18 protein-coding genes are annotated in these 15515 nt (G+C 56.7%); 11 read left to right on the top strand and 7 right to left on the bottom strand.

The annotated features are described in order from the left end of the window. The first annotated feature begins 169 nt into the window (after positions 1-169). The 3 genes from AUC61_RS07455 (at position 170) to AUC61_RS07450 (ending at position 2121) form a co-directional block, all read left to right on the top strand. Positions 170-1372: an MFS transporter gene (locus AUC61_RS07455; RefSeq protein ID WP_243245333.1), complete on the top strand. Its 1203-nt coding sequence runs from the start codon at positions 170-172 to the stop codon at positions 1370-1372. After that, complete coding sequence (locus AUC61_RS26420) at positions 1369-1491, top strand: hypothetical protein (protein ID WP_279290951.1); 123 nt, start codon at positions 1369-1371, stop codon at positions 1489-1491. The genes AUC61_RS07455 and AUC61_RS26420 overlap by 4 nt, the downstream gene beginning before the upstream one ends. Positions 1492-1569: 78 nt before the next feature. Next, a complete protein-coding gene (locus AUC61_RS07450; RefSeq protein WP_243245332.1) occupies positions 1570-2121 on the top strand; it encodes a glutathione peroxidase in 552 nt (183 codons plus the stop codon). 94 nt (positions 2122-2215) lie between these two features. Here the strand turns inward: AUC61_RS07450 and AUC61_RS07445 are convergent, their stop codons facing one another. The 3 genes from AUC61_RS07445 to AUC61_RS07435 form a co-directional block, all read right to left on the bottom strand. After that, on the bottom strand, positions 2216-3481 hold the full coding sequence (locus AUC61_RS07445; RefSeq protein WP_243245331.1) for an OmpP1/FadL family transporter: 1266 nt from the start codon (positions 3479-3481) through the stop codon (positions 2216-2218). A 151-nt stretch (positions 3482-3632) separates the two neighbouring features. Next, positions 3633-4112, bottom strand: a complete 480-nt coding sequence (locus AUC61_RS07440; RefSeq protein WP_243245330.1) for a hypothetical protein — start codon at positions 4110-4112, stop codon at positions 3633-3635. Positions 4113-4372: 260 nt separating this feature from the next. After that, positions 4373-4597, bottom strand: a complete 225-nt coding sequence (locus AUC61_RS07435; RefSeq protein WP_122665857.1) for a hypothetical protein — start codon at positions 4595-4597, stop codon at positions 4373-4375. 921 nt (positions 4598-5518) lie between these two features. Between AUC61_RS07435 and AUC61_RS07430 the strand changes: the two genes are divergently transcribed. From AUC61_RS07430 to AUC61_RS26490, 3 genes are all read left to right on the top strand, one after another. Continuing rightward, positions 5519-5944, top strand: a complete 426-nt coding sequence (locus AUC61_RS07430) for a tetratricopeptide repeat protein (protein ID WP_243245329.1) — start codon at positions 5519-5521, stop codon at positions 5942-5944. 203 nt (positions 5945-6147) lie between these two features. After that, on the top strand, positions 6148-7512 hold the full coding sequence (locus tag AUC61_RS07425; protein ID WP_243245665.1) for a DNA recombination protein RmuC: 1365 nt from the start codon (positions 6148-6150) through the stop codon (positions 7510-7512). A 275-nt stretch (positions 7513-7787) separates the two neighbouring features. Continuing rightward, positions 7788-7916, top strand: a complete 129-nt coding sequence (locus tag AUC61_RS26490; protein ID WP_264760712.1) for a PA1414 family protein — start codon at positions 7788-7790, stop codon at positions 7914-7916. A 115-nt stretch (positions 7917-8031) separates the two neighbouring features. Here AUC61_RS26490 and AUC61_RS07420 read toward each other — a convergent pair whose 3' ends face one another. Beyond that, a complete protein-coding gene (locus AUC61_RS07420; protein WP_122665852.1) occupies positions 8032-8286 on the bottom strand; it encodes a hypothetical protein in 255 nt (84 codons plus the stop codon). A 244-nt stretch (positions 8287-8530) separates the two neighbouring features. Continuing rightward, positions 8531-9481 (bottom strand): agmatinase, encoded by a 951-nt coding sequence (gene speB, locus AUC61_RS07415; protein ID WP_087272316.1) that lies wholly within the window; start codon positions 9479-9481, stop codon positions 8531-8533. A gap of 273 nt (positions 9482-9754) precedes the next feature. Here speB and AUC61_RS07410 point away from each other — a divergent pair, with 273 nt between their 5' ends. From AUC61_RS07410 to AUC61_RS07400, 3 genes are all read left to right on the top strand, one after another. Beyond that, a complete protein-coding gene (locus AUC61_RS07410) occupies positions 9755-10648 on the top strand; it encodes a LysR family transcriptional regulator (protein ID WP_243245328.1) in 894 nt (297 codons plus the stop codon). Positions 10649-10657: 9 nt separating this feature from the next. Further along, on the top strand, positions 10658-11272 hold the full coding sequence (locus AUC61_RS07405; RefSeq protein WP_243245327.1) for a tRNA-uridine aminocarboxypropyltransferase: 615 nt from the start codon (positions 10658-10660) through the stop codon (positions 11270-11272). A 96-nt stretch (positions 11273-11368) separates the two neighbouring features. Next, complete coding sequence (locus AUC61_RS07400; RefSeq protein ID WP_243245326.1) at positions 11369-12331, top strand: DMT family transporter; 963 nt, start codon at positions 11369-11371, stop codon at positions 12329-12331. Here the strand turns inward: AUC61_RS07400 and AUC61_RS07395 are convergent. Both AUC61_RS07395 and AUC61_RS07390 read right to left on the bottom strand, forming a co-directional pair. Beyond that, entirely contained in the window at positions 12328-12942 is a 615-nt protein-coding gene (locus AUC61_RS07395; RefSeq protein WP_243245664.1) for an NAD(P)H-dependent oxidoreductase, read from the bottom strand. The genes AUC61_RS07400 and AUC61_RS07395 overlap by 4 nt on opposite strands. Further along, a complete protein-coding gene (locus tag AUC61_RS07390; RefSeq protein WP_243245325.1) occupies positions 12935-14329 on the bottom strand; it encodes a class II fumarate hydratase in 1395 nt (464 codons plus the stop codon). The genes AUC61_RS07395 and AUC61_RS07390 overlap by 8 nt, the downstream gene beginning before the upstream one ends. Before the next feature lie 170 nt (positions 14330-14499). Between AUC61_RS07390 and AUC61_RS07385 the strand changes: the two genes are divergently transcribed. Both AUC61_RS07385 and AUC61_RS07380 read left to right on the top strand, forming a co-directional pair. Next, the gene (locus AUC61_RS07385; protein WP_027902054.1) at positions 14500-15027 is read left to right on the top strand and encodes a DUF2059 domain-containing protein; all 528 of its coding nucleotides are present in this window, start codon (positions 14500-14502) and stop codon (positions 15025-15027) included. Between the two features lie 15 nt (positions 15028-15042). Further along, positions 15043-15336, top strand: coding sequence for a BolA family protein (locus tag AUC61_RS07380; RefSeq protein ID WP_243245324.1), 294 nt, complete (start codon positions 15043-15045; stop codon positions 15334-15336). Positions 15337-15515: the final 179 nt, after the last annotated feature.

Below are 15515 nucleotides of genomic sequence, written 5' to 3'. Positions count from 1 at the left end.
GCAATTCCTGTGGGAGATCGCATTACCAATCAAGCAGCAGTTGTGTGCCTGCTGGAAAGACCCAACCCGATCACATTGACACCCCCAGCCCCCACCGCGTAGCTTTCACATATCTTGTTACGGGTATATCCACGTAATATTTCTTGAGCGTTCGAGCTGGAGAATAAAAATGACCTCAGTCTGGCGTACCAGTGGCTGGATCCTGTTGGGCAGTGCCTTGATTCTGGCGCTGTCACTGGGTACGCGACATGGTTTTGGTTTGTTCCTCGCACCGATGAGTGCCGACTTCGGATGGGGGCGCGAGGTCTTCGCGTTCGCGATCGCCTTCCAGAACCTGATGTGGGGGCTGGCTCAGCCGTTCGCCGGGGCATTGGCCGACCGTTTTGGTGCGGCCAAAGTGGTGTTTATCGGCGGCATTCTTTATGCGGCAGGTCTGCTTTTGATGAGCACGGCTGACACGCCTTTAAGCCTCTCGCTGAGTGCCGGCCTGTTGATCGGCATTGGCCTGTCCGGTACTTCATTTTCGGTGATTCTGGGCGTGGTCGGCCGGGCGCTGCCTGCTGAGAAACGCAGCATGGGCATGGGGATCGCCAGCGCTGCTGGCTCATTCGGTCAGTTCGCCATGCTGCCCGGTACCCTCGGACTGATTGGTTGGCTGGGCTGGTCGAGTGCACTGCTGGTGCTCGGCGTACTAGTGGCGCTGATTCTGCCGCTGGTGATGATGCTCAGGGACAGCCCGGCGCCATTGGTTGGCGGCGAACAGACTCTGCGCGAAGCGTTGCACGAAGCCTGCTCGCACTCAGGCTTCTGGCTACTGGCCCTGGGCTTTTTCGTCTGTGGGTTTCAGGTGGTGTTCATCGGTGTGCATTTGCCTGCGTATCTGGTGGATCAGCATTTGCCCGCCAAGGTCGGCACGACGGTGCTGGCACTGATCGGCCTGTTCAACATTTTCGGAACCTATACCGCGGGTTGGCTGGGCGGACGTATGTCCAAGCCACGCCTGCTCACCGTGCTGTATTTGCTCCGTGCGGTTGTGATTGTGTTGTTCATCACACTGCCGCTGAGTGAGACCTCAGCCTACCTGTTCGGTGTCGCGATGGGCCTGCTGTGGCTGTCCACTGTCCCGCTGACCAATGGCACCGTCGCGACGTTGTTTGGCGTGCGTAACCTGTCGATGCTCGGTGGTATTGTGTTCCTGTTCCATCAATTGGGCGCCTTCCTTGGCGGTTGGCTGGGCGGTGTCGTGTATGACCGAATGGGGAACTACGATTTGATCTGGCAAGTGTCGATACTGCTGAGTCTGCTGGCGGCTGCATTGAACTGGCCGGTGCGTGAGCGGCCGGTTGCCCGGTTGCAGGCTCGTGCGGCATGAGCCGGATGTGGCTCTGGGGCGCGGGGCTGGTGGGCGTGTTGACGCTGGCGTTGATCTGGTGGGCGTGGCAAAACGTCGGGCTGGCTGCCTTGCAGTTAGGCATGGGCGCGTGCCTCTAGGCATTTCTCCGGGCGCGGGTTAGTTTGTCCTGCAGACAATAATGGATGACTGCGCCGCAAAGGCGCTCGGGATGCCCTATGCACATTCGCTGGATTGCTTTGCCGGTTCTCATGTTCGCGTTAGGCGGCACTGCCATGGCCGCCGATTGCCCGCCCCTGTTGCAGGGTGAATTGCCCAAGTTGCGCGCCAAGGAAAATATCAACCTGTGCGAACGCTTTGCAGGCAAGCCGATGCTGGTGGTCAATACTGCCAGCTTCTGTGGCTTCGCCCCTCAGTTCAAAAGCCTGGAGGCGTTGAACCAGCGCTTCAAGGGGCAAGGCTTGGAAGTGTTGGGCGTGCCGTCCAATGACTTCAAACAAGAATCCAAAGACGGTGAGGAAACAGCCACGGTCTGCTACGTCAACTACGGCGTGACCTTCACCATGACCGAGCCGCAGCCTGCCAGGGGCGACGACGCTACCCATCTGTTCAAAGTGCTGGCGGAGCAAAGTAATGCACCGCGCTGGAACTTCTACAAGTACGTGGTGGACCGAAAAGGCAACGTGGTCGCCAGTTTCTCCAGCATGACCACACCGGATGATCCGGAGGTGATCGCGGCGGTTGAAAAGGCCATTGCCTCCAAACCGTGAAACCAGATGCATGAAAAAGCCCCGCAACCATTGCTGATTGCGGGGCTTTTTATTGACTGCAAGACGGCTAGATCAGCCCGCTGCTGTCGATGACTCAGAAGCGATAGGTGATCGAGCTACCCAGGCCATGGGCCGTGTTGCGGTAATTAGCGTTATAAGTGCCTTTGGACGGGTTGGTGTCGCGAATCTTGGCCTCATCCTCGCGCAGGTACGAATACGCCACGTCGATGGTCAGGTTGTCGTTAGGACTCCAGCCAGCACCAAAGCTGATTGCCTTGCGGTCACCCGTAGGGATGCGAGGCGAACGGTTGGTGTTGTTGGTTGGCGATTGATCCACCGAGAAACCGGTGCGCAAGGTCCACTCTTTGTTGACCTTGTAGGATGCGCCAATGGCGTGAGCCCAGGTGTCATGCCAGTTCTGTGGTTCGGTGATAGTGCTGAAGTTGGCGGAGATAGGGCCAGGAACGCCGCTATTTTCGACGGTGATGTCTTCCAGGCGGCTCCAGCGAGTAAACGTACTGCCTGCGTAAAGAGTCCAGTTTGCGTCCAGCTCGTGAGTCACCGAGAAGTCCACGGATTCAGGCGTCGTCAGGTCCAGCGAGGCATCGTATTTCTGGCCGCTGAATTGGCCCAGAGCCTGACCTTCGACTTTGGTTTTGCCTTCCAGCTTGTATTTGACCTTGGAGTGGTAGGTTGCGCCAAGACGAGTGCTGTCAGTGGCTTGCACCAGGATACCGACGTTGAAACCCAGAGCGGTGTCATCGCCTTTGATCTTGACGCTGCCGTCATTGGTGCCACGGCTGAACGGGTTGATCGTAGAAGCCGTCAGCTCACCATCAATACGGTTGATGGTCGGACCAAAACCGATGGAAACCTTGTCGTTGAAGGCATAGCTGACAGTAGGCTGGAAGGTGACAACCTGGACGTGGCTCTTGTCGGCGAAGTAGCGACCGGCAAACCCGTTTTCGTAATCAGTGACCAGACCAAACGGAACGTAAACCCCGACGCCGAATGCCCAATGATCATCGATCGGCTTGACGTAATAGCCCATCGGAACTCCGACGACCGGTACCATATCGCCATCATTGCTACCGCCAAAAGAGCTGCTGGCGTCGTCAATTTTGGTCTTTGCAATGATTGCCGCGGCGCCAACGCTGACTTGTTCGCGCTTGAGACGGGACATACCGGCTGGGTTGCCGAATACAGTGCTTGCATCATCGGCAGATGAGGAACGGCCCGCAAAACCGGTACCCATTCCGCTGATGCTTTGTTCGTTGATGGCAAAGCCAGCAGCGAAGAGTTGGGAGGCAGCCAGGCTGACAGTGAGGCCAAGTGTGGTCTTGAGCATTACTTTTTTCATTATTAGAACTCCATGTTGATCACCGCGCGGAAATTACCAACATTTTTCAGAATGCGCCATAGTCCGAATGGCCTGATCTAGAGCGTTTTTTGTAGGACAATCCAATTAAAATGTGGGGATCTGCATCTATCGTGATTGAGGCGAAAGTCATTCACGCCGGGTGCAAAAGTGGCGTTACGCAGGTTTGCCAGGCGCTCATGAAATCGCGTAATCGGCCTTGCGGTTGAAATATTTCGCGCCATATTTTGGCCATAACGCGGGGATCTTCATCAGTAGGCAGACAACGTCCGTGGGCTTCGACCATCAACCAGGCGATAGCGGTTGAGTAGCGCAGGTTGACCGTCAGCTCCAGATGCGGTCCGGTCAGGAATGCATGCTGACTGGCAAGTCCTCGAACCCGGCTGGCCAGTTCCGGATCGAGCGCCAGGTAGTTGTCCCAGAGCTGCCGATGACGGCATTCGGAAATACTGTAGAGGCCATGTCCGCGGCGGCTGTCCAGTGCGGCTCCCAGGTCGGACTGGCTGGCGGCAACAGCGAGCAGGAACGATTCGGCGCGTGGGCTGTGACGGTCCAGATAAAGCAGAGTGGGCCGGATCACGTGGCGGGATAAATCTCTGGCGGCAATTCCCATGACATCCTCGGGAAAAAGTGACCGGCGGGCCCGGACGTATGGCAGCGACATTCAGGATCAGGCCCGTCGGAAGCGACTACGGCCGCTTGAGTTGAAGTGTAGTGTCATATTTCGTCTGTAAAGGACTGTATTTAAATTAATTCCTGCCAGTTGTCGGTTTCCATATAACGCTTGGCGCTAGGCTGCGAGGTCAATCCCGGGGCGAAAAAAAGCCCCGCCGTTATCGGGCGGGGCTCTTTATACCAGCGTAACGAGGTGGCTCAGGCGGTCAAAGCCTGGCGCGTACGCTCGATCACTGCCTGCAGCGGCTCTGCGCTGGAGTACTGATCGGGGTACAGGCGCTCGGTGTGGCGAGCAATGCCGTGTTCGTTAACGATGGTGAAACTGAAGCAGCCTTTACGAGCGGCCATGATCAGGCAGTTCATTGGTGCAAAAGCGTTAGTCAGTGTATGGATTGCGTGTTGGGTCTGATGATGAGTAGTCATGATTATTGGTGTTTCCTAAAACGACACGGAACATTGCCGTGCAAAAATAAAACGTTCCAGTAAACGCGGGCGATCCTGATCTGCAGGATGCGGCTGGGCGAAGAACCTGTCTGGAACAAAAGCAGCCAGTTGAAGCGCGCTTTATCGTATGGCGCTTGGGCTGACCGGTAGGTACTTAGGAGGGCAGGCAACACAACAAGAGCAAAGGTTCGACGCTCTGGGTGCAGATCCTGATCAATTGCAGGCTGGTTCTGTCAGGCCATGGAGATTTGCACTGCCACTCCCGTCTGCGGGTAGTCGGCATGCAGTCCATGTCTGGAAACCATCGAGGTGGTCGATCCCTTGTTGTCGGCAGGTTCCTCGTATTAAAAGGAGTGCTTACCGGGGGACTTTTTCGACCGTAAATTGACTTTCAGCTTGGTACTAACGGCGACGATAGTAGCGGAGTTGCTCCTGAATGAAAAGGCCGCTGGTGAAAAAATGTACAAGGGCTGATGCCCGTTCGTCGGCGTTTATGCAGTTTCCTGTAGCTTTAGTTGAGAGCGGCTTGCAATTGCAAGCTTTTCATAGCGAGATTTTTGAGAGCCGATCAAAGGGCGATCCTGACTTGTGCACATTGGCGCAACTTGCTGCCACATCACTGTCACATACGCGCCTAAGGGCTTGATTTACCGTGGTGAATTATTAAGTCAATGAAAAACATCAAATTTTTTTACTGGTGAAAAAATCGTCAGTTTGAGCGCAAGCCCCATTCTGTATGCGTTTGCGAGGCGTGAAGGGGGGTTGTCCACTGAGTTATCCACAGCTTCTGTGGATTGTCCCAAGCGCTTGCTCTATTACGCGGCTTTGACTGCTTGCCTCTTTACCTCGGCGAGAAAAAGTGTAGAGTTGCGCGCCTCCTGATTTGCCCCCGTTGTGTTTATGAAGTCTCGCCCTGAACAGCCGCACGAATCTCAACACGCCGTGACCAGTGAACCTGTGCGCCTGTCTTTGCGTGTGGCGTTATGGTTGCTCGATAACCCGCGTCTGAGCAAGAAGCCCAGCATCAAACATTTTGCCGGCAGATTGCTCAAACAACCCGCTCGCAGTGGCGTGGTGGTTGCGCAAAGCCGGCTGGGCCAGATTCTCTGTAAAGATTGTGGCAACACGCGTGACCGCCGCATCGGGCACGAGCTCTTGCGCCAGGCGGCCCGTGCCGGTGACTGCAGTGCTCAATTCGAATATGGTCGATTGTGCGCACAGGCGCCGATCAATGAGCCACAGCAGGCGCGTCACTGGCTGGAACTGGCTTCTGCCAAGGGCTCGCAGGACGCCCGACACTTGCTTCGGCAGCTCGACTGCCGTTAGTCCGCGATAAGCACGCCAGTAATCCGCTGCCGACACCAACCCCGTATCGCGCATAATGCCGCAGCACGAATTCGGCATCTGGAGTCCCTATGGCATTGGATTTGAACAGCCTGCTGCTGGGTCTTGGCGCAGCAGCTCTGCCGCTGCTGGCCCTGGCCTGGCAGTTGCAGCGCAAAATCACCCGGCAACAAGCCGACACAGCGTTGCTCGATGAGCGCCTGAGCACTGCCCAGATGGCTCAGGACGGATTGAATGCGCAACTGGATGCCTGCCGCGATGAAATCAGCGATTTGAGTCAGGCCAACTCCGTCAAGCAAGCCGATCTGGCGGCTACCCGTCGCGAAGTTGAGCTCCTGCGCCGTGAGCGTGACAACGCCCAGGCTGCTGCTCAGGACTGGAATCACGAACGTGCTGATAAAGAAGCTGAGTTGCGTCGCCTGGATGTGCAGTGCGCGGCGCTCAGCGCCGAATTGCGTGAACAGCAGGAAAACCACCAGCAGCGCCTGAATGATCTGCAGAGTTCCCGGGATGAACTGCGCGCTCAATTCGCGGAAATGGCCAGCAAGATTTTTGATGAGCGCGAACAGCGTTTCGCCGAAACGAGCCAGCAGCAACTGGGTCAGTTACTCGATCCTCTTAAAGAACGCATTCAATCCTTTGAAAAACGCGTGGAGGAGAGCTACCAGGCTGAGGCCCGAGAGCGTTTTTCCCTGGGTAAGGAGCTGGAGCGGCTGCAGCAACTTAACCTGCGGCTCAGCGACGAAGCGACCAACCTGACACGCGCACTTAAAGGACAGAAAACCCAGGGTAACTGGGGTGAGCTGATTCTGGAGCGGGTTCTGGAGCATGCCGGCCTCGAGAAAGGCCGCGAGTACCAGACTCAGGTCAACCTGAAAGGTCCGGATGGGGAGCGTTTTCAGCCCGATGTGCTGATCATGTTACCCGGTGATAAACAGGTGGTGGTCGATGCCAAAGTCAGTCTCACGGCGTATCAGCAGTACATCAGTGCCGATGACGATGTGATCGGGCAGACCGCACTGAAGCAGCACGTACTGTCGTTGCGTAATCACGTGAAGAGCTTGTCCGGCAAGGACTATAAGCGTCTGGAAGGGCTGCACAGCCTTGATTTCGTTTTATTGTTTGTGCCGATCGAAGCCGCTTTTTCAGCGGCCTTGCAAGCTGAGCCTACTCTTTTTCAGGAAGCGTTTGATCGAAACATCGTTATCGTCAGCCCTACGACGTTGCTCGCCACGTTGCGAGTTATCGACAGCCTGTGGAAGCAAGAGCGGCAAAGCCAGAATGCCCGGGAAATTGCCGAACGCGCAGGCTGGCTGTACGACAAATTCGTGCTGTTCATTCAGGATCTGGATGAAGTCGGCAGCCGGTTGCAGCAACTGGACAAAGCCTACAGCGCCGCCCGCAACAAGCTGACGGATGGCCGAGGCAACCTTGTCAGCCGTAGCGAACAGCTCAAGCTGCTGGGCGCCCGGGCTAGTAAGAACCTGCCAGCCGACTTGCTGGAAAAGGCGATGACGGATGAAGAAGGGCTGCTGAGGTTGCCGGAGTAGGTCGCTGGCATCCGGATCTCGTGGATGACCTGCGACACTGCACTCCCGATTAAATCCGGTCCTGGCGGTCTTCCACAAACCTGGCAGATTCCATTTCTCATCTCACCGTCTGTCGCATAGCCACGCGAGAGCGACACAAGAAATGTCACATTGAACACATCGTGAAAGATGTTTTTCCGCAAGACTGCATTCGCAGGCGTAAAGTGTGAGTTGGCACTATTATTTGTAACACGCGGCTTGAAAATCAGTCGTCGAGTATTCCCTAAGGGGGCTTTATGGACACTAAATTGCAAGATTGGCTTCATGATCTCGGGGTTGCTTTAGGTTTGATCGAGCGCCCCAAGTTACAACCTGTACCTGTGCGCACTGACGATAAACGGCGTCGCCAGCCTCAGCGTCGTTAATCAATAGCCGCGCCATCCTTCCCGGGACGCCTCCGCGTCCCGCTGTAGCATCAGGTTTTTGATCTCCTGCAATCTCTCGTACCCGTCAAATGGCGTTGCTCATTTGGGGCAAGGGCTATTTGTGCTGGCTGATGAAGATGTGATCAATCAGCGCCATGACCGTGGTAGTTTCCGGGTGCTTCAAGGCCTCTTCTTTTTCTCGTTTCTTGAAGTTGATTCCGGAGCTGTGGAGTTTTTTGAAGAGTTCATCGATGTCTTCTTCATCGAGGACCAGATCCTCAAGGGTCTGATTTTCCCTGATGACCGATTTGTCGACGAGAATGACCCCGAGAGCGTCCACCACGTGTTGCCGAATTTCATTACGATCCATGAAAGCACCCTGTTTTTCGTTGGAGGATCAGCCCTAACTTCCATAAAACAGAGGGTGTTTCCGTTCGGTTATGCATCGGCTATATCAAGCGTTACGAGGGTTGGCACTCTGTTGGCCCAAGCGCGTCCATGCTCCTGCACCAGTTAAGGCTAGCTCATAACTGCCACTATCTCGGCCATCCGTCGTGTTCACCGACAAATAAAAAAGGATGCCAAGGCATCCTTTGTGAAGCTGCTGGCATCGCTCAGCGATGAGCCACGCCCGGCAAGACGCAGAGCATCTCGTAAAGCAGATTTGCGCCCAATAAAGATGTGTTACCCGTGGTGTCGTAAGGCGGCGAAACTTCCACCAGGTCGCAGCCAATCAGATCCAGCCCCTGACAGCCGCGGATAATCTCGATTGCTTGAATGGTCGTGAGCCCGCCGATTTCCGGGGTGCCAGTTCCAGGAGCCCAGGCGGGGTCAATGCCATCGATGTCGAAGCTGAGGTAAACCGGGCCGTCGCCTACTTTTTCCCTGACTTCAGCCATCAGCGGCGCGAGGGATTTGTGCCAGCACTCCTCAGCCTGGACCACACGGAAACCCTGTTTGCGACTCCAGTTGAAGTCTTCAGCGGTATAGCCCTGAGCACGCAAGCCAATTTGAACGACGCGGTCGCAATCCAGCAGGCCTTCCTCAACTGCTCGACGGAACGTGGTGCCGTGAGCGATTTTCTCGCCAAACATGTGGTCATTGACGTCGGCATGGGCGTCGATATGAACCAGGCCTACTTTGCCGTGTTTCTTGTGGATGGCACGCAGAATCGGCAGCGTGATGGTGTGATCGCCCCCCAGTGTCAGCGGGATCACGTCGTGGCTGAGGATTTCGTCATAGGCCTCTTCGATAATGCGTACCGCGTCCAGCAGGTTGAAGGTATTGATGGCGACGTCACCAATATCCGCGACTGACAGCGAATCGAACGGCGCAGCTCCAGTGGCCATGTTGTAAGGGCGGATCATCACCGACTCGGCGCGAATTTCGCGTGGACCAAAGCGGGTTCCTGCGCGCAGCGAGGTGCCGATGTCCAGCGGCACTCCGACGAATGCCGCATCCAGACCCGCTGCAGTTTGCAGATGCGGCAAGCGCATCATGGTGGCGATACCGGCGAAGCGCGGCATTTCGTTGCCGCCCAGTGGCTGGTGAAAAATCTTGTCCACGAGATTGCCTCAGCGTTGATTTCAATGAGATGGATTTTGCGAAGCCCGTGAGGCAGGAACAATCGCTAAGGCAAAATACTTAGTTCAGGAATTTCAGAACTAAAGGGGTTTTGGGCTAAGATTCGAGACGTTCCGGGTGGTTGTTGGAGCGAGACTTGCCCGCGAATTGGGGATGACATGCGCTGACTTTCAGTTGTCAGCATGATCCATTCGCGGGCAAGCCTCGCTCCAACAGATCCGGTATCACCTCTAGATATATATTCCGGACCGTCCATGCCCAGCGCTCTACCTGACCTCAAACTCCTGCGGATTTTCGCCAGCGTGGTCCGTCATCAAGGCTTTGCCAGTGCGCAGCAGGAATTGAACCTGTCGACGTCGGCTATCAGCACTTACATGAGCCAGCTAGAGGCGGCGCTGGGAATTGTCCTGTGTCATCGGGGGCGGGGCGGGTTCAGCCTGACCAGCAAAGGCGAGCTGTTTCATCAGGAAACCCTGCGCCTGCTCGGCGAGCTGGAAGGGTTCGAACTCTACGCCGCAGCGCTCAAGGGTGAGCTGCGTGGCACCTTGAATCTCGGCGTACTGGACTCTACCGTCAGTGACCGGGCTTTGCCGTTTGCCGAAGTGATTGGCGCATACAGCGCAGAACACCCCGCCGTGCATTTGCATTTGTCGGTGATGAGCCCCTATGAGCTGCAACTGAGTGTACTGGATAACCGGCTGGATCTGGCCATCGGGTCGTTTTCCACACGTATGAACGGCTTGCTGTACCAACCGCTGTATCGCGAGCAACACTGGCTTTATTGCAGTAATCGCCATGCCTTGTTTACCGAAAGGCGGATTCCCGAGCCGGTCATTGCTCAACAGCGGATGGTCGGGCGCGGTTACTGGAGCCAGGCGGAATTGGCCCGGCACGGCTTCAAACACAGTGCGGCAACCGTGGAAAGTATGGAGGCGCAGCTGATTCTGGTGCTCTCCGGTGCTTACATCGGCTATTTGCCCGAGCATTACGCGCAGTCATGGGTTGATTCAGGTCACCTGCGGGTATTGTTGCCAGCGACCTTTGGTTATCAGGCGCCGTTCTCCATGATCGTGCGGCGCGGACGTAGCCGTGAGCCGTTGATCCAGACCTTCCGCGACTTGCTCAAAGCGCAACTGAATCCCGTCTGAGGAACCCTGATGTCCCGCCTTCGTTGCGACCGTTGTCTGCGTCCTGAAAGCCATTGTCTGTGCCCGTTGATCCCGCAACTGGACAGCCGCACCCGTGTACTCATCCTGCAGCACCCCAGTGAGGCAAATCATGCGCTGAACACCGGGCGACTGGCCGCGCTGGGGCTGACCAATGCGCAGTTGGTTGTGGGCGAAGTGTTCGAGGAGCCGCAGGCGTTGTTCAATCCACCGGGTTATCGGGCCTGTCTTTTATTTCCGGGGGAGGGCGCGCAGACGTTGGTGGCCCAGTCAGAGGAAAGTCTGCCAATGTTGTTGGTGGTTCCTGATGGCACCTGGCGCAAGGCGCGCAAACTGTTGCATCTCAATCCACATCTCGCAGCGTTGCCCAGAGTGACGCTGGGCGCCGTGCCCTTATCTCGTTATCGCTTGCGGAAAGCGCCGGGTCCAGATGCATTATCGACCCTGGAAGCGATCACCCATGCTTTGCAGATCATTGAGGCACCCCGTTCATTCGCACCTCTGCTGGTGCCATTCGAATCGCTGATCGACGCGCAGATTGCAGCCATGGGCGATGAAACCTATCAACGTAATCATGTTGAACCGCGTGACGCCGGGGCTGACTAAAAAACACTTGTCGGCTTTCTCGCTACCCAACTGTAACTGTGTCGTCGGGCTTGTAACGCCTAGACTGTCTTTTTGCTTTAGTCCGGGAAATTTTTCATGCATGTTTCTTCTGGTCGCTGGGTTTATGGCCTTTGTCTGGCGCTGCTGACAGCTTTTTTATGGGGCATTTTGCCGGTCAAGCTCAAGCAAGTGCTGCAGGTGATGGATCCGGTGACGGTTACCTGGTTCAGGCTGCTGGTCTCCGGGGCTTTACTGTTCATCTGGCTCGCATTCAAACGTCAGTTACCCAGCTTCAAGGTGCTGGGTACCCGGGGCAAGGTGCTTGTCGGTCTGGCGGTGTTCGGTCTGGTCGGCAACTACATCCTGTACTTGCTTGGGTTGCAGATCCTCAGCCCCGGCACTGCGCAGTTGATCATTCAGGTTGGCCCGATCCTGCTGTTGATTGGGAGCGTCTTCCTGTTCAAGGAGCGTTTTACCCTCGCTCAGGGTTTTGGCCTGGCGGTGCTGCTGGTCGGCTTTGCGCTGTTCTTCAATCAGCGGCTCGAAGAGCTCCTGACGTCCATGAGCCAATACACCACGGGCGTATTGATCGCATTCCTGGCCGCCACCGTCTGGACGTTCTACGGCCTGAGCCAGAAGCAGCTGCTGACCGTGTGGAATTCGTTCCAGGTGATGATGGTGATCTACCTGTTCTGCGCGTTGGTGATCACCCCGTGGGCGCACCCGATGGAGGCGCTGCAACTCAGCCCGGTACAAGGCTGGATCTTGCTCGCGTGCTGCCTGAACACGCTGGTGGCTTATGGCGCGTTTGCCGAAGCGCTGGCCCATTGGGAAGCGTCGCGGGTCAGTGCAACACTGGCTTTGACGCCGTTGGTGACTTTCGCATCGGTGGCTGTCGCCGCATGGCTATGGCCGGATTACGTCAAGAATGAAGACATCAATGCGTTGGGGTACGGTGGGGCGGTGCTGGTCGTGACCGGGTCGGCCGTAGTTGCTCTAGGGCCTTCGTTGCTGGCTGGCCTGCGCGCGCGAAAGGCCAGGCTCGCCAGTCAGACTTAACGTTTGCCGAGCTGTTCGGCCTGCTTCAGCCATTGCTGGCGTTGCTCTTCGCCGGATGTTTGCATCGGAGCAAACTCGGTGAGGCGTTTGGTCTTGATGCCACAGAAGGCCAATACGGTGCGGACCATTTGCCGATGCGCAGGAGCACCATAAACCCAACGGAAGTAGCGCGGCGGGGTGTCCATGGTGACCAGCAGCTCTGCTGTGCGGCCTTTGAGTAACTCATTGGCCGGGCTCTTACGACCGTGGCTTTTGAACGCAAAGCCCGGCATCAACACTCTGTCCAGAAAGCCGGTGAGCAAGCTCGGCAGGCCTCCCCACCAGACCGGGTAAACGAACACCAGATGCTGAGCCCAATGGATCTCCCGTTGGGCCTCCAGCAAGTCATGTTCGAGGACCTGACTTTGCTGATAGCCGTTGTGCAGTACGGGGTCAAAATCCAGCTCGCTCAGTTTCAGCATGCGCACCACATGACCGCCGCTACGCGCGCCTTGGGCATACGCTTCGCCCAGCGCGTGCCCGAAGCTGGCGGTTTTCGGCGTACCGAAAATCATCAGGATACGTTTGCCGTCCCCTTCCAGTCGGGTCGCCCCATGCCTGCCCTCAACCATTGCTGCCTGCCTCAAGCATGTTTTCCGGTCGGACCCACGCGTCGAACTGCTCATCCGTGAGATAGCCCAGCGCCAACGCCGCTTCGCGCAGAGTAAGGCCTTCGCTGTAGGCTTTTTTGGCAATTTGTGCGGATTTGTCGTAACCGATATGCGGATTCAGCGCCGTTACCAGCATCAGGCCGCGCTCAAGGTGTTCCGCCATCTTTTCGGCATCAGGTTCCATGCCCGCGACACAGTGCTCATTGAAATTGCGGCAACCGTCGCCCAGCAGTCGGATCGACTGCAGCAGGTTGTGGATGATGACCGGTTTGAATACGTTCAGTTGCAGGTGACCCTGACTCGCGGCGAAGCCAATAGTGACGTCGTTACCCATGACCTGGCAGGCCAGCATCGACAATGCCTCGCATTGGGTAGGGTTGACCTTGCCGGGCATGATCGAACTGCCAGGTTCGTTGGCAGGCAGCTTCACTTCGGCAAAACCTGCTCGTGGTCCTGAACCCAGCAAGCGCAGATCGTTGGCGATTTTCATCAACGTCCCGGCCAGGGTTTTCAGCGCGCCAGACAAGGCCAGCAGCGGTTCGTGACCGGCCAGTGCCGCAAACTTGTTGGGTGCGGTAACGAATGGCAGGCCGGAGAGGGCTGCGAGTTCAGCCGCGACTGCTTCAGCGAAGCCGTGGGGCGAATTCAAACCTGTACCGACCGCGGTGCCACCCTGAGCCAGTTCGCACACGGCGGGGAGGGTGGCGCGGATGGCTTTCTCGGCGTAATCCAGTTGTGCCACGTAGGCGGACAGCTCTTGACCGAAAGTGATCGGCGTCGCGTCCATCATGTGCGTGCGCCCGGTTTTCACCAGTTTCATGTGGCGTGCCGACTGCTCGGCCAGGCCCGTGGACAGCTCGGCAATGGCGGGCAGAAGCTGTTCTTTGACGGCCTGTGCGGCGGCAATGTGCATGGCCGTCGGGAAGCAATCGTTTGAACTTTGCGAGCGGTTGACGTGGTCGTTGGGATGAACCGGCGACTTGCCGCCGCGGCCTTGGCCAGCCAGTTCGTTGGCGCGCCCGGCAATGACCTCGTTGACGTTCATGTTGCTTTGGGTGCCGCTGCCGGTTTGCCAGACCACGAGAGGAAATTGAGTATCCAGATCGCCAGCGAGCACTTCATCGGCGGACTGTTCGATCAGTCGGGCGATGTCTGCGGGCAAGTCACCATTGCGATCATTGACGCGTGCGGCGGCTTTTTTGATCAGGGCCAGCGCATGCAGCACGGGCAGCGGCATGTGCTCATCGCCGATGGCGAAGTTGATCAGCGAGCGTTGAGTCTGAGCTCCCCAGTAAGCGTCATCCGGAACGTCAATCGGGCCAATGCTATCGGTTTCTGTGCGGCTCACTGGACTCACTCCTTAAGTATTGAATGCGCAGTTTAGGCCCTGTGATCCGATCTGGGTTCCCCCAATCGCGTTTTTAACCGCTCGGACAGTCAGGGGTTGAGCCAAAAGCAAACATGGGCGCAGAATGGTCGGCCTTGGGGTTCTGCCTCGCCTGCTAGAAAGGAAACTTGATGACCCGTCTTCGCGCCATCTGTACTGCGGCTGTTCTGGTATGTGCCAGCGGCCAGGTTCTTGCCGATACCGCCAGCCACAACGCCAGTGCTGAAACCTTCTTGAAGCTGGCCAACGCCGACAAGCTGGGCACCCCGGTGTACATGCAAGTGCAGCAGATGTTTGCTCAGCGTTTCGCCGAAACCAAAGCGCCAGAAGCCAAGAAGGCCGTGCTGGAAACCTACCAGGCCAAGGCCAACGCTGCGTTGGATCAAGCCATTGGCTGGAACAAGCTGAAGCCAGACATGGTCAAGCTCTACACCGCCAACTTCACCGAGAGCGAGCTCAAGGATCTGGTTGCATTTTACCAGTCGCCACTGGGCAAGAAAGTGCTGACCAAGATGCCTGAGTTGACTCAGCAGTCTGCACAACTGACCCAGGGCAAGCTGGAAAGCGCTGTTCCTGTCGTCAACAAGCTGCTGGCTGACATGACGACTGAACTGGAGCCTTCCAAGAAAGCCGCTCCTGCTCCTGCCAAAAAGCCCTGATAAGCGAAGCCCGTCATGACTATGCAAACCCGAATCGAGTCAGCGCTGGCTGTGTTTCAACCATTGCATCTGCAAGTGCTTGATGAGAGCCATATGCATAGCCGCGGCGAGCAGACTCATTACAAGGCTGTGATCGTCAGTGAGCAGTTTGAAGGGTTGAACGCTGTCAAGCGGCACCAGAAGGTCTACGGCATTCTGGGCGGCTTGATGGGTGAGTTTCATGCTTTGGCTTTGCACACTTACACGCCGATCGAATGGGCGAAAACTGGCGCTGCGCCGGTTTCGCCTGTTTGTGCGGGTGGGGAATGAGGTGCTGATTTAGTGCTCGTGTGTTTGGGTACATATCCATTATTTGGGTAACGGCTGATATTGGTTGCGCTTTTACAGCGCCTCACTTTTGAGAAGCGCAAAAGTAAGCAAAACGCTCTTGCCCCACCACTAGGTGCCTCGCTGGCGCTCGGCATTCCCGGAATCCGACATTGCTGCGC

This window comes from Pseudomonas maioricensis (assembly GCF_022790535.1).
Taxonomy (GTDB): Bacteria; Pseudomonadota; Gammaproteobacteria; order Pseudomonadales; family Pseudomonadaceae; genus Aquipseudomonas; species Aquipseudomonas maioricensis.
Note: the sequence above shows the minus strand (reverse complement) of the source record. Positions and strands in the feature narration are given on the sequence as shown.